Annotated in this window: 7 protein-coding genes; all 7 read right to left on the reverse strand. The window is 32.1% G+C overall.

Annotated features, from left to right (window positions below):
• Window positions 1-38: 38 nt before the first annotated feature.
• The 7 genes from D1818_RS14190 to D1818_RS14220 all read right to left on the reverse strand — a co-directional run bounded on the left by D1818_RS14190 (window position 39) and on the right by D1818_RS14220 (window position 15,755).
• Window positions 39-9,086 (reverse strand): non-ribosomal peptide synthetase/type I polyketide synthase, encoded by a 9,048-nt coding sequence (locus D1818_RS14190; RefSeq protein WP_118459664.1) that lies wholly within the window; start codon window positions 9,084-9,086, stop codon window positions 39-41.
• A 138-nt stretch (window positions 9,087-9,224) separates the two neighbouring features.
• Window positions 9,225-10,973, reverse strand: coding sequence for an acyltransferase domain-containing protein (locus D1818_RS14195; RefSeq protein WP_118459665.1), 1,749 nt, complete (start codon window positions 10,971-10,973; stop codon window positions 9,225-9,227).
• 148 nt (window positions 10,974-11,121) lie between these two features.
• Window positions 11,122-11,964 (reverse strand): class I SAM-dependent methyltransferase, encoded by an 843-nt coding sequence (locus tag D1818_RS14200; protein ID WP_118459666.1) that lies wholly within the window; start codon window positions 11,962-11,964, stop codon window positions 11,122-11,124.
• 40 nt (window positions 11,965-12,004) lie between these two features.
• Window positions 12,005-12,724 carry a thioesterase II family protein gene (locus tag D1818_RS14205; RefSeq protein ID WP_118459667.1) on the reverse strand — a complete coding sequence of 240 codons (720 nt, stop codon included), beginning with the start codon at window positions 12,722-12,724 and terminating at the stop codon, window positions 12,005-12,007.
• A 32-nt stretch (window positions 12,725-12,756) separates the two neighbouring features.
• A complete protein-coding gene (locus tag D1818_RS14210; protein WP_118459668.1) occupies window positions 12,757-13,662 on the reverse strand; it encodes a chlorinating enzyme in 906 nt (301 codons plus the stop codon).
• 102 nt (window positions 13,663-13,764) lie between these two features.
• Window positions 13,765-14,301 (reverse strand): UpxY family transcription antiterminator, encoded by a 537-nt coding sequence (locus D1818_RS14215; protein WP_118459669.1) that lies wholly within the window; start codon window positions 14,299-14,301, stop codon window positions 13,765-13,767.
• A 1,019-nt stretch (window positions 14,302-15,320) separates the two neighbouring features.
• Window positions 15,321-15,755, reverse strand: coding sequence for a polymer-forming cytoskeletal protein (locus tag D1818_RS14220; RefSeq protein WP_118459670.1), 435 nt, complete (start codon window positions 15,753-15,755; stop codon window positions 15,321-15,323).
• Window position 15,756 lies beyond the last annotated feature (1 nt).

Below are 15,756 nucleotides of genomic sequence, written 5' to 3' on the forward strand. Positions count from 1 at the left end.
ATTTAAAAACAAACAGATAGAAGGTTTATTTATACAACTTACACGTTAAGGACAACATCTTGTTTTTCAGCTGTTTTTTCTTTTGAAGTTATGAACTCAGTTAGCTTTTTTACTGTATTTTCCCTGAACAAATCACTTAGTGAAATCTCAACTCCGTAAGACGTTTGAATATCAGTAATGATCTGGTTAGCTAATAATGAATGACCACCTAACTCAAAAAAATCCGAATCCCAATCAACTTCACTCAAATCCAGTGCTTTGCCCCAAATATCAGCAACCTTACCATAATCTCCATTTGTCGTAACAACCTCTGAAACCTCTGAACTTAACGAATGTATATAAGCAGTCAGCTTACGTACGGTGTTTTCTCTGAACAAATCACTTAATGAAACCTCAACTCCGTAAGACGTCTGAATATCAGTAATGATCTGGTTAGCTAATAATGAATGACCACCTAACTCAAAAAAATCCGAATCCCAATCAACTTCACTCAAATCCAGTGCTTTACCCCAAATATCAGCAACCTTACCATAATCTCCATTTGTAGTAATAACCTCTGAACTTAATGAATGTATATAAGCAGTCAGCTTACGTACGGTGTTTTCCCTGAACAAATCGCTTAATGAAACCTCAACTCCGTAAGACGTCTGAATATCAGTAATGATCTGGTTAGCTAATAATGAATGACCACCTAACTCAAAAAAATCCGAATCCCAATCAACTTCACTCAAATCCAGTGCTTTACCCCAGATATTCGAAATACGGTTACAATTTACAAAGTCAAAAGAAGTATTATTTCTAACCTCTATTTGTTTTTTGTCAGATAAAACTGTTTCTAATTGTACTGAATTTTTATCTGCTTTCCCGTTATGATTTAGAGGTAACGTATCTAATTTCCTTATGATTGATGGTATCATATAATTAGGTACTATCCCTGCGATTTGATTTCTAATTTTTTGATAGTTAAATTTACTGTTGCATACCACATGAGCAACTAATCTTGCAGATCCGCTTGGATCATCTTCTACAGTAACCATACAGTGTTCTACATCTTCACACTTTGTTATGAGGCTTTCTACTTCTCCAATTTCAATCCTATACCCTCTAATTTTTACCTGATTATCTTTTCTTCCAATAAATTCTATAGTACCATCTGGTAACCATCTTACCAAATCACCTGTTCTATATAATTTGGATTCTTTGTCGTCAGAAAATATATTATGGATAAATTTTTCATTAGTTTTTTCAACATCATTCAGGTATTTAATCGCGAGTCCATCTCCACTTATCAGCAATTCTCCGGTAACACCAATAGGTTTTAGGCTAATATCATCATTTTGTATTCCTGCAATATATAACTGGGTATGATCAATAGGTTTACCTATAATATCTTTTTGGGTGTGAATTTCAGTTGGATTATTTATTCTGTTAATTACTGCAAAAGTAGTAGATTCTGTAGGGCCATATCCGTTTATAAAAGTAAGGTGATTATTTTCTTCTAAAATTTTTCCTACCGAATCGGCATTGATAGATTCTCCTCCCGCCAAAATGTATCTTAAATTCTTAAATAGTTCCGGAGTCGACTTTACGGCTAGATGAAATAAAGAAGCTGTTAGCCATAAAGTATTAATTCCATTTTGAACAATCTCATCAGACAATACTTCGCTAGACTTGGAGCCTGGTAAACTTATCACCAATTTACCTCCTTTAAGTAAGGTTCCCCATATTTCAAACGTGGAAGCATCAAAAGTAAAGGGCGCATACTGGTACATCACCGTATTGACACCCAAGAAATCTAGGCTTTCGTTAAAAATCAAACTTACAATTGCTCTATGAGGTATCACTACCCCTTTTGGGTTTCCTGTAGACCCTGACGTATAGATTATATAGGCCGGTGAATTTGATGGAATCCTTATTGGACTTTGATCTTTATTAATTTCAGATTCAAAGATATCCGAATTGTTTTGTAAGGACACATAAATAATATCGGAAGTTCCTAAATTATGGGATAAAGAATTATTAGTAATCAACACTTTTGTATCTGTATCTTTTAGCATAAATTCTTTCCTAATATCGGGATAAGAATTATCAATAGGCACATAACATCCACCTGTTCTCAATATTCCAAGAATAGCAACTATCATTATTTCTGATCGCTCCATCATAATACCTACTCGATCTAAAGGTTTAATGTCTAGTTTATCTCGTAAATACTCTTGCAGTTGAATCGATTTATATTGCAGTTCGCTATAGCTCATCTTTGTGGTCGCAAAACTCAATGCTATAGCATTAGGGGTTCTCTCAACTTGCTGATCAAAAAGCGCTATCACTGAATGTTCTCTTGGGTATTCCTTAAGCTCTCTATTAAAATCAAGTACTTTATGGTAATCTTTTTGCGGAAGCAGTTTAGCCTGACCGATATTTTGATCTATATCTTTTACGATTGCATTAACAACATATTTATAGAGTTCTACCAACTCCAACATGGTGTTTTTTAAAAATATTTCTGCATTATAATTAATTGCTCCTCTTAACGTTTGTTGGTGTCTTATGAGGATCATATTTAAGTCATCCACAGCAATACCGTCTATTCCCAAATTTACTCCGTCAAAAACCCAATCTGATTGTGTATCCAACAATTCAGATAAGTCAAAATTATTAACCACAAATGACACATTATATAATGGGTTATCAACTGGGTTTGTTCCCGATCTATTTTTTAATACACTTTTTACCACTTCGTTAAAAGGCACTGTATGATGTGGCATACTATCATATATGGTTTGACTCACCTCTTTCAAATAAGTTCTAAAAGTTTTCTGATCAGAAACTTTACAACTAAGTGCTATCGTATTGGCAAAATAACCTATCATATTCTCATATCCTGGCTCATTTCTATTTGCCATTCCGCTACCAATAACAAACTCTTCCTGATTAGAGAAATAATAAATCAGCAAAGTATAAGCACCGAAAAGAATTGTATTCAAAGTAATTCCTTCTTGTTCAATACATTTTTCGATTGCCTTAGTCTCTTGTTCTGTAAATTCAAAGTTTAAATTTCCTCCTTTGTATACCTTTATATTCGGATATTCTTTATCTAATGGAAGTTTTAGAGTTGGTACATCTGATAGGTGCTCTTTCCAATAAGAAATATTTTCTTCAAAATAAAATGCTTTTAGTTTTTCATCTTCTATTTTTACTAACTGCTCATAATTTTTTGTTATAGAAACTAGTTCTGGCTCTTTACCTAAATCAAATGCATTGTAAACTGCAATAATCTCTTTCATCAATACTATTATTGACCATCCATCAGAAAATAAATGATGTTGTGTGATCATAAGTTGATATTTGAGGTTTTGAAGTTTTACTACTTCAAAATGAATTGGAGCAAAAGAAAAGTCAAACTGGTAATTCATCAAGTCTCTACGAAGTTCTTTCACGGCTAATTCCTGTTCGGATTTAGATTTTTGACTAAAATCTTTTTTAATGATCTCTGGACACCAGTCTTCCAGAACTTCTACATAAGCGTTTCCTTTCTTTTCTTCTACCACTCTGGATCGCAATGATTCGTGTCTTTGTGCTAAATAAGATATTGTTCTTTCTAAAATTTTCTCATCTAAATCTCCATTATATGTCAATTCAAAGAAAATATTATGAAGCTCATTCTTTTGTGTAAGCTTATACACAAACCAGAGTCTTTGCTGCATTGATGAAAACGGAAGTGATTTTCTTTTTAGCTCTACTATGTTTTTTCCCTTTAGCTTTATAGCTTTAACAATTTGATCTTCAGCATCAAAATACTTATTTAACAACTCTTCAGATAGTTTATTAACCTGGGGTGTTTTTAGAATTAACGAAACGGGTATAGACTTTGCTAATCTTGATGACAACCTGTTTTTAAGCTCAACAGCCATTAAGGAATCTAATCCTTGAGAAAAGAGGTTCTTTTGTATATCTACAGATTTTCCAGAAGAAAGAGATAATACTTTTGATACTTCTCCTGCAACAAGTTCATTAATTTTAGTGAGCTTGTCGTTTCTGGTTAACCCACTCAGTTTTTTTTCAATTCCTATAGTTTTCTGCTCATCATTATCAGTATTTCTGACAGTAATTGACTCACTATATAACTGAGGTACATTGTTTTGTGAAAAATATGAGTTGAATATTTTTCTATTAAGATTCAGAACTGGGTATTGTCCTGATGGTTGATGCAATATTTCCTGTAATATTTCGACCCCTAATTCTTTACTAATAAATTCAAAACCTAATCCTGATAGTCTACGTAATTCTTTATCTGATAAAGCTGAAGCCATTCCTATTGACTCCCATGGAGACCAATTGATACTATGTGCAGGTAAATTGAGTTCCCTTCTGTATAAAGCTAATTGATCTAAATACGTATTCCCGGCTACATAGCTACTTTGCCCCAAAGCCAAAACATCCAAAACGGATGCTGCGGATGAATATAAAACAAAAAAGTCCAAATCCAGATCAAGGGTCAATTCATGTAAATTCCAGGCTCCCTCTACCTTAGGCGCCATTTCTCTCAAAAACCCTTCAGAATCCTGTCTTTCTATCGTAATTGCATTAGTCACTCCTGCCGAATGTATAACTCCTTTTAGTGGAAATTCTTTAGGAACATCATCTAAAACACCTTTTAAGAACCCTTTATCAGTTACATTTCCGTTGGCAATAGTGATAACCACTCCTTCGTTTCTTAAAGCTTCTATTTTAGCCATCACCTTTTCAGTTGGTTCACTTCGACCTAATAGTATAGCGTGTTTGATCCCATATTCTTTTATTAATAGCTCTGCAGAAATATATCCAAGCCCTTTTAATCCTCCTGTAATCAATACAGTACTTTGTTTAGTGGGATTAAACGTGATATTTTCTTTATCAAAATCAAAAGACGGTATTAACAATCTTAAAGCGAAGATATCTTTGCCAGAAATACATAATTGAGTTTCTTTTATATCAGTTAAAAGAAGGTTTAATAAAGATTCTTCGTATCCCGAATTTTCTGTTACGTTAATTAACTTAAATGAAACTTCAGGAAATTCACTTGTAAACACTTTACCCATTCCCCATAGCGTAGCGTGATTAAAAGTACAAAATGGGTTAGACAAGCTAGTTTTGGTAATCCAGCAAAGACTTTTGAGCTTAGGAAGCTCATTATCATTAACCCACGATTGTATTTGCTGTAATATTTGTAAACCCTGGATAGTATCTTTTTCTGTTTGTTCTATATAATTTCTTTCTGGGTACTTACTGCCCCATTGAACAATAATATGATCAATTTTTTGATCTTTTACCCAAGTCACAACCTGACTCCATTCTGAAAAACGGAAAGCTGTTTTACCTTGTTTAAGTAATTCATTTTGCAATGAACTACCTTCATCGTCTTGATCAAAAATCACCCATTTGTCATTATTTTCTTTTTGATCTACTTCTTGGACAAGACTATTAATTTTTTTCCAGTCTAATGTATATTGCCAATTGCTATTTTGGCTAGCAGGTAGAAGTCGAGATACTGATACTTTTCTAGCTTTTATAGATTCTATACTAGCAATAAGGGTTTCATTATGATCCCATATTGTTATTTGGGCATTTATTACTCCGGTTTCTTCTGATTCATTATCTTTAAGCAATACTTCTGCCCATATTGATGATGAACTAAAATGTTTGTGAACCTTAAAGTTTTCTAATTCATATAATAAATAAACCCTATCGTCTTCGACTTCTGAAACAACGTTAATTAGCTGAAATGCGGCCTCTAACAGAATAGAATGTATTTTAGAACTCTCCGTTTTATATTTTGAACTTTCAGGAGTAAAAATTTCTCCCAAAACCCCATTATCGCTTTTGTAAACCTGTTGTACTCCTCTATATGAATCTCCATATTGAATTCCTTTTTTCCATAAATTCATATAAAAATTATCATTGGACATAAAAGGAGTATATCTTTTCTTTATTGTAGAAAATTTCGAATCCTCCTTTTTATGTAAGGATTCAAGATTTCCTTTTGCCTGGAGCTTCCATTGATCTTGATCATTTTCTCTACTATAATGGCTAAATTGACATAGATTATCTGTTTTTTGTACTATTAATTGACTTACAATTTCGGTCTCCTTCGTGAGTGACAATGGAGATAATAAAAACAATTCTTTAATACCATAAGAATTATCTAATTGTTGATCGATATAGACTTGTAATACTTCTATAAGATAAGATATTGGCGCTATAGGTTGATTTAAAATCCTATGATCATTAAAGTATTGTTGTATATCTAAAGATATTCTTGCTTCATAGACATTGAGATTTGCTATTTCTAATCGATTACCCAACAGTTTATGTCCTGTTGGCTTTCCTATATTTTTTGTGCTTTCTGTTTTACTAAACCAATGTTTTTCTTTTTGAAAGGGATATGTTGGAAGTGGAGCAACCATTATTTTCTCATTTTTATGCATTGATTTCCAATTCACATTACCTCCATAAGCATACCATTTACAGAAACTTTCATAAATAATCGCCTCGTTATTTTCTCTAGAAGTCGGTAACCAAATTGCTTTTAAATCTGGGAGACAAGTTCCTGCTATTCCCAACAAAATAGGAGATGGTCCCACTTCTATAAATGTTTGAACCCCTATGTCCTTTAATTGATTTAACCCATCAGAAAAACGCACAGTTTTTCTTAAATGATCTATCCAATACTCTGGAGTTAACATAATATCACCCGCTATCTTACCTGTAAGATTACTTATAATTGTTTTTTGAGGTTTAAAGAATTCAATTAAAGACACCTCATCTGCATAACGATCTAAGATTGGATCCATTAATGGAGAATGGAAAGCGTAAGGAGTTTTTAAAGCCTTAGTTTTTATTCCTTTTTTATTAAATATTAATCTAATAGTTTCTACTTCATCTTTATCTCCAGAAATTACAGTTTGAAGATCCCCATTAACAGCAGCAATAGCAACTTTAGATTTTTTATTTCTAATCAATTTATTCACCTCATCTTCAGAGGCTCTGATAGAAACCATACTGCCACCAGATGGGAGACTCTGTATTAATTTACCTCTTTGACATACCAGTTTAATGCCATCTTCAATGCTAAAAACACCTGCGATACAAGCTGCTATAATCTCTCCTAGACTATGCCCAATAAGTACCTGAGGTTCTATCCCTTTTGATTTCAACAGCTGGTACATTGCGTACTCATAAGCAAAAAGCGCCGGTTGCATATATTCAGCATCATTTATCAAATTTTCATTTGAGCCATATAATACTTCTAGAAGATCAGTTTCTAAATAAGCTGAAGCTAGTTTTGTACAATATTCAATTGCTTTTTTAAACACTTCTTCTGTAGCGTACAGGAGTTTTCCCATTGTGCTATACTGAGAACCGCTGCCTGTAAATAAAAAAGCTGTTTTTCCTGTAGTTACTTGTTTAGCTATTTGAGCATGCTCTTTAAGAATATCATCTATATTAGCGATTAATTCTTCTTTATTTTTTCCATATACAGCTGTTTTATATCTAAAATGTTCTCTTTTTACTGCTAAAGTAAATGCTATACTTTCTAGTAATTCTTCAGTATTATTATTTAAATACTTTTTTAATTCTCTTAGTCTAATTTGAAGTGCTTCTTTTGTTTCTCCTGATATAGGAAGGATATGGTTCTGAGAATCCATATTTTTTGTAATCTTCTTAACTTCCACAATAGGAGGTTCTTCAACTATCAAATGTGCGTTCGTTCCACTAATTCCAAAAGAGCTTATTCCAGCTCTTCGTATTCTTTCTTCGTTCTTTGACCACGGAATATTGTCATCTACTACTTTTACTATTGTTTGACTCCAATCAACATTTCGATTAAGACTTTCTGTATGAACTGTTTTGGGTAATTGTTTCTTTTGAAGAGCCAAAATTACTTTAATTAATCCAGCAATTCCCGCTGCTGACTCTGTATGCCCTATGTTAGTTTTTACCGATCCCACAAGTAATGGTCCAGATCCGTTTCTAAACTTATGAAATACCTGATGTAGCGCATCAATTTCTATGGTATCTCCCAGCGTTGTTCCTGTACCGTGCGCCTCAATATAATCAATATCGGAAGGAAGTATTCCTGCGTCTAATAATGCTTTTTGAATGACTTGTTGTTGTGCGTTTCCACTAGGAGCCGTAAAACCTTGACTTTGACCATCTTGATTCACTGCACTTCCTTTTATTACTCCTAAAATTGTATCTCCATCCTGTTCTGCTTGAGATAATTTTTTTAATAGTATTACTCCAGCTCCCTCACTTCTTACAAATCCATCAGCATCATCAGAAAAAGTATGACATTTTCCTGTAGGAGATAATCCATTTATTTTACTTAAGCCAACAGTATTCTCGGGTTTAAGAATAATATTAACCCCTCCGGCAATAGCCATATCGCATTCTTTATTTCTTAAAGCTTTAACCGCGGTATGGATTGCAACTAACGATGATGAGCAAGCAGTATCTATAGCCATATTAGGCCCCTTTAACCCTAACCAATAAGCAATTCTTCCTGTAATTGTACTATGCAAAGAACCCATAAAGGAATAGGCGTCAATATGGTCTGCCCTGTTCATTACCTGGTGTTGATAATCGTTACCATATACTCCTGCATACACCCCAGTATTACTATTGAATAAATCAGACTTGGTATACCCTGCAAGTTCAATAGCTTCCCAACATACCTCAAGAAATAACCTTTGCTGCGGATCTATGTATTTTGCCTCTCTTGGTGAAATACCAAAAAAATCAGCGTCAAACTTTTCAATATCTTTTAAAAATCCACCCCATTTGGAGTACGTTTTTCCTGGTTCATCCATTTCCTCTGAAAACCATTCAGAAGATTTCCATCGTTCTTGCGGTATTTCTGTAATAGCATCAATTCCTTGGCTTAAAAGTTTCCAATAACTCTCTAAATCAACAACTCCCCCAGGAAAACGACACCCTATACCAATTATAGCGATAGCTTCATTTTCTTGTGAGTTATGTAATTGACTTTTTAATTTTTTTATTGCTAGTAAAGCTTGCTTTAGTTGTTCTTTATTGGTACTCATTTGTTATGCGTTTAATCTTTTATTACAGGTATAAAGCCTTTTTTATCAAAAAATCAACATCAATTAAAAGGATAAGGTACTTTTTTGCAAAAGGCGTCTTTATCAAAAAAAAACATAAACCAAAACCTTAGATTAAGATTAGGTATTCAATAAATCCAGTTCTTTTTGTAGTTCAAACTCTAGTTCATCTAAACTCATATCATTAATTTTAACAATATATTGCTCAATATCATCATCCTTTTTATCGCTTTTTTCCGAAAATTCTTGAGTAATAGACAAATCTGTATTAGAAATTAAAAAATCAGTTAAAAATTCTATAGTTGGATAATCAAAAAGATGTGATACGGTTATCTTTTTTTCTAATGATTTCGATAACTCTTTAACAAGTTTCAAAGCTTTGATGGAAGTTAATCCAAGTTCTTTTAATGGAATATTTAGTGAAAGATCACTAACTTCATTTATTAAAAGAATTTTTGCTATTTTTTCTTTTAATACTAATTGAATTTCCATTCTACTCAATGTAGTTTGGTTTTCGAGAATAACTTCTTTTTTATTTTCTGAAGTATTCATAATTTGTATAATATCTTTGAAAAGATCATCAAACTTATCCCTACAAACATCTTCTTTATTATAAAATGAGTTACTCTTTACCTGCCCTCCTTCGACCATCCATTTTTGAATACTCTCATAAAATTTCAGGGGTTCATCATTATCTGCTGACGATAATTGTAAGATATTAGCAGTTGCTATATCTGGGTGTTGTTCTATGATTCCTAATAAAACAGGGTTAGGACCTACTTCAATGAATTTAGAGATTTCATATTTGCTAAGTTTTTGAATTCCTTCGGAAAACTTTACAGAATCCATTAAATGCCCTGTCCAATAATCCAAAGTCAATACTTTCTCATCCACTTCTTTACCCGTAATACAACTTATCATTTTGATTTTAGGTAAATTTATTTTAAGTGATTTGATTAGTTTTTTATACTTTTTTAAGGCGGGTAACATTAGTGGTGAATGGAACGCGTGAGATATTTTTAAGGTTTTAGTTTCATACCCTCTACTCTCTAACTCATATAATACTTCCTTAAGATCTTTGGAGTTACCAGAAATAACAGTTTGTAATGGACTGTTTACCACAGCAATTCCTATTGAAGTTTTATAGTCCTTCACAAAATCGCTAACGATACATTCATTGGCTTGTACAACCACCATCTGTCCTTTTTCTGTGTAGGTTTCTACTAACTCGCCACTAAGACAGGTTAATTTAATAGCATCCTCAATTGAAAAAATTCCTGCAACACAGGATGCAATTATCTCTCCGATACTATGCCCTATTACAACATCAGGTTTCACTCCTCTTGAACTCCATAAAGAAAACATAGCATATTCATACGCAAATAATGTCATCTGCATATAATCTATCCTATTAAGTAGCCTACCTTCTTTTGTGGTTTTTCCTGAAAATAATACTTTTCTAATATCTGATTCGAGATAATTCATTGCTATATCTGCACATTGATCTATAGCATTTTTAAACACTGGTTCTTTATCGTACAGATGTTTTCCCATCTTCGGATATTGTGCACCTCCCCCTGTAAAGAAAAAAGCTGTTTTATCTGATTTGTTAGTGCTATATTCAGGATATACTGAAATAGCAGTATAATGACCTTCTTCTACCTTTTTTAGGTTTTCAATAATCTCTGATTTCTTCTTTATTGGAATAATTATTTTGAAAGTATTATCCTGAAAAGCAGTAAAAAAAGTAGCAGTAATCTGACGTAGTGTTAAACTTTTATGGTTTTCTAGAAAAGTACTACAGTATCTACCAATAGCAGGTAACTGAGAAGGTTTTAGATAAGGTATGGTTAGGAAATGATTTTTCATTGATATAGGTTTTAAAAGAAATTCTACAGAAAACTTATTAGAATTAGACAAATACCTTGCTTTGTATTAAAAGCTGCAAAATAATGCACATTACGCCACTCATCATACATTGATATTTACGAAGATTTGCTTTCTACAAAAAGAGAAATCAATGTTTTTTGGTCATACTGAACATATAGCACCTTTTAATTCCAGATAGGTTATAGGGTCTTCTATATTTTTTTTCATCCTTTGGGTTTAGTTTTACTTTTATATCTTCAACTCTTTTACCCTTCATTCGTTGTTCTCCAAATTTTGCAGCACCTTGAAAAACCCATTGACTAATATCTTCGTATCTCATATCTTCGAAGTTTACAGATTCTGCAAATGAAAAAAGATGCTCTTTAGGATAAAAGTTCTCCTTAGGGATTGCATTGAGTTTTAATAAAAAATTACCAAATCTGCTGTTCTTTTCTTTAATAGGCATCATATCTGTAAAAACTAATTTACCACCTGGCCTAAGTACTCTATAAGCTTCTTTTATAAAATCCTTTCTTGTTGTAAAATGATATGCACAATCCAAAGCTATTACTGCATCAAAACTTTCATCGTCAAAATCAAGAGAGATTGCATCTCCTTCTCTTAAGTCAATTACATTGGACAACCCTGCATCCTCTACTAGTTCTCGTGCAACTCTTACTTGGGTTGGAGAGATATTTATTCCTTTTATACTCTTGATATTATGCTTTTTTGCCCAGTGTATATCTTGAACACCAAATCCAAAACCTACATCAAGAATATCACAATTATCTTTTAGGTTTCCGAAATTGAATAGATTATCAGCATAATTTTTGCAAGCGTCCTCAAAGGTTTCTGTATCCTTCCAATAACCTACATTAAACCATAAAGGTTTTTCTCTATTCTTAAACTCTTCATTTTTACCTTTAACTAAATCATCTCCTAAAGACTCATAATACTCTTTAGCGTCTTTAAATTTTAATAAATTGATCATAAGTTGTTCCTAAAATTGATTATGTATTCTATTGATTTTTCTAAATTTTTACTTCAGAAAGTTTATTATTTACTATTTGATTGATAACATCTCCTATTTCCTTAAACTTATCTAGAATAAAAAAATGATTCCCCGGAAACTGAATTAAATTAATATCTAAATCGGATTCTTCATTCCAACCTTCTAATTGTTCCCGAGTAATATTTTCGTTTAATCCTGACATAGCTGTAATTGGAACCTTAAAAGGTTTCTCTTTTTTGTATTTATAGGTTTCAATTGCTTTAAAATCTGCTCTAAGTATCGGAAGGAAGAAGGTTAGAAGCTCTTCGTTCTGAAGTGCCTCTTCTGGAAATCCTCCTAGTTTTTTAAGCTCCAATTTAAAGTCTAGATCATTTAGTAAATGACAGATGCTAGATCGTACATGATTGTATTTTGGTCCCTTACATCCTGAAACTATTAAATGATTTGGCAGTTTGTTGCCATTGTTTTGTAATAATCGAGTAACAAGAAATAGAATCATCCCTCCCAAACTGTGACCGTATAAGATATATTCTTTATTGTCCAGAACATTTTTAAGTTGTTCAAAAACATCATCGGCCATTACCTCCAAATCGGTAAGTAATGACTCATTCAATCTTTTACCATGCCCAGGTATTTCTAAAGAAACCATTTCAATAGATGGGTCCAGATATTCTTTCAGTTTAAGGAAACTAAAACGATTTCCTCCTCCATAGTGCAAACAAACTAATTTAACCGACATACGATTTTTGGATTTTAAAGGATAGGGTTTTATTATTCTGTAGGAGTTAATACTGGAAATGGCTGCCCAAGATTATTTTCAGTTCTGAATTTATTGTGACCAAATTTGTCTTCACCACTTACTTGAACACATCCCCAATTAGAAAGATCAAAATCTGATCCATGTGCTCTAAAATTAGTAGTATCTGGATATACCCTAACGTGACTTTGTACATATCTACAAGCAACCGCAAACCGAGTTGATCTTTCGGAGGTATTAGGTAACGAAGCGTGCATGCATCTCGCGGAAAAAATAATACACTCTCCCGGTTTCATTTCCATAACTGCAGCCTTTGATTCGTCTGGTTCCCAATTAGGATCTGCTTTGAAATCTGAAAAATTATAACCGTAAAACCCTGTATCTGAATTCACTGCCGTATACAACTCATCCCTTCCTTCAGCTGGATTTTTAGATTCATCAAAAAACATTTCATTGTGAGAACCTGGCATTAGTTTTAAACAACCATTTTCTCTTGTAGATTCTGTAAAGCATGTCCAAACCGTAAGATCGAATGGAGTTCCTGGGGTCGTATCAGTAGGAATAAGTTGCGGTTTACCGGTAGCATAACTATAATCCTGTACTTGATGCCATTCTGTTCCTTTACTGCCAGGATATTTTGGAAAATACTCCATTCTCCAAAGGATTACATCATCCCCCATAATTCCTTTAAGTCTATTAACTACTCCTTCGTGACAAATATGATTAGTTAACTCTTCAATATCAAAGTGACGATCATAGTTTAAAGGATTATCGTGTAATATGTTACTATTTTCCGCACTCTTTATTCTTATTTGACGAAATATTTCCTTTGCTTCTTCTGGTTCATACAATTTAAAAGGACCAATGAATCCTTGCTTATTAAACAAATCTTTTTGTTCCTGTGTTAATGAGTTTTTCATAATATTATTTAATTTTAATTATTTATGGTTATTTACAGAAGTACGAATACCTGCTATTTCTAGTTATTTATTAGATATTTATATTACAATCACTAGAATATTTTACATCAAAATTGGATCTGTGCTAATTTCGGATAGATATCCAGAAGGCATTACAGTAGTAATATTTTGCCGTATGGAATTGAGTCGTACTACGATTTTATCTTTATGGTTTATTCTTAAAACTTCACATTCTAAGCCATTTAGAGGTCCGTCATTTATTTTCTTTAATTCTCCAATTTTTGGCATTTGATCAGAGCTTTCTATCTCTATTTCGTAATTACTACTTAATAACAACTTTATCTTAATAATTTCCTTTTCACTTACAACTGCATAATCTCTTCCACAACGTAAAAAATCACAAACTCCTTTTACAGATAATATGTCAAAAAAGTCTTTAGAAGAATTTACTTTAACAAAAACGTAAGAAGGAAATAAAGGAACTTCAACTAACTTTTTACGATCACTCCATTTTTTAATTATTTGGGTAAGTGGTAGAAAAGATAGTATGCTGTTTTCTTGTAAAAATTCATGTACTTTTCTTTCGTAACGAGATCGCACATAAACAACGTACCAGCCTATTTTTAAGCTTGTTTTCATGAATAAATGATTTGATGATAAATGATAATTGACAAGTATCACTAGTCATATAAATGACAACGAAAAATTGATCAATTACTATAAATTCGAATGAGAGTTGGATTTTGACACAGCTTCGCTTCCTTGAGTCACATATCTATTTTTCGATTATGATTCAAACTTTGAAATACTGTTAAAAGAGTATTTTGTGATTATTCTTTACTAATATATTTGATTTTTAGTAAAGTCGTTTACGGCTAAACCATAAAACCCTGAAATTTAAAGTACAATTAACACGTGTTAAATTTAAATTACTGATTATCAGTCAATAAATTGAAAAATATTTTATCAAAAGACCCAAATATTAATAAATATTTAAGATAAAAACAAATTAAACAGTGGGGGAATTTCACCTTTTCTTACAATATATTTTAATGGAAAAACCTATAAGAAGTTCATAAAAAACATAAATCTAACAAGATCAGAGTAAAGTGTTAAACTATATTTAATAATACTAACTACTAAATTAACATCCTTCAGAATATTTTAGAAGTTAAAATTCAATACAAAAAAGAGTTTTTTATGTAAAATTTAGATTTATCTTTTATAATTTGATATAAACCAATTATAAGAGATAAATCTTAGAAAACTAAAAACACATCAATTAGAATATGAAAAATAATAAACCTATTTGGACTAAAGTTCATTGCTCCTGTTAGTTTTTTAATAATTATAATGTTTTAGAAATTACAATTGGAATTAGTTTAAGCAATTTCATATATAAATTGTATTATGTAGTGAAGAATAAAAAGCATATAACACAAAATCTTTCAAATAATTTATACAAAAAAGTAATAACCTAAGTTACTATTAATTGGTATTCATATAAAAACTAAAAAGGAAAATATTTTGATAGAACCATTTAACAGACTTATACTATTATCCTAATATAAATATTACATGCTAAAACAAATACCTAAACAAAGTAATAATCTTTCATCAATGCACACGCCTTTTAAAAGAAAATTAAAATGTACCTTCTAAGCTGATTTCCCTTGTCCTTGCTGTCCTTGTTTTTGTCCATCTTGTTTGCCTCCAAGAGATTTAACGCCACCTTTCATCACACAAGATGCATTGAATGTTGCTCCTGGCTCTACAGCTAGTTTACCAACAGAAACTTCTCCTTCGATATGCGCCGTTGGTTTTAGCGATAAGGTTCCGGATATTATAAGGTTACCAGAAAATTTACCTTCGAAATCAGCATCAGAGCATTCTAACGTCCCCTGAATAAAACCTGATTTTCCAACCACTACTTTCCCTGTGGTTTTAAAAGTTCCTTCTATAGTACCTTCTACTCTAAAACCGCCTTCGGAAATAACATCTCCTACAATTTTAGTTCCTTCTGAAATTTTGTTCTGATTTCTAGAAAAATCAGTTAAAGCTTGATCTTTTCCTTTCTTATTGTCTGAAAACATA

The organism is Aquimarina sp. BL5 (assembly GCF_003443675.1).
In the GTDB taxonomy this organism is placed as follows: domain Bacteria; phylum Bacteroidota; class Bacteroidia; order Flavobacteriales; family Flavobacteriaceae; genus Aquimarina.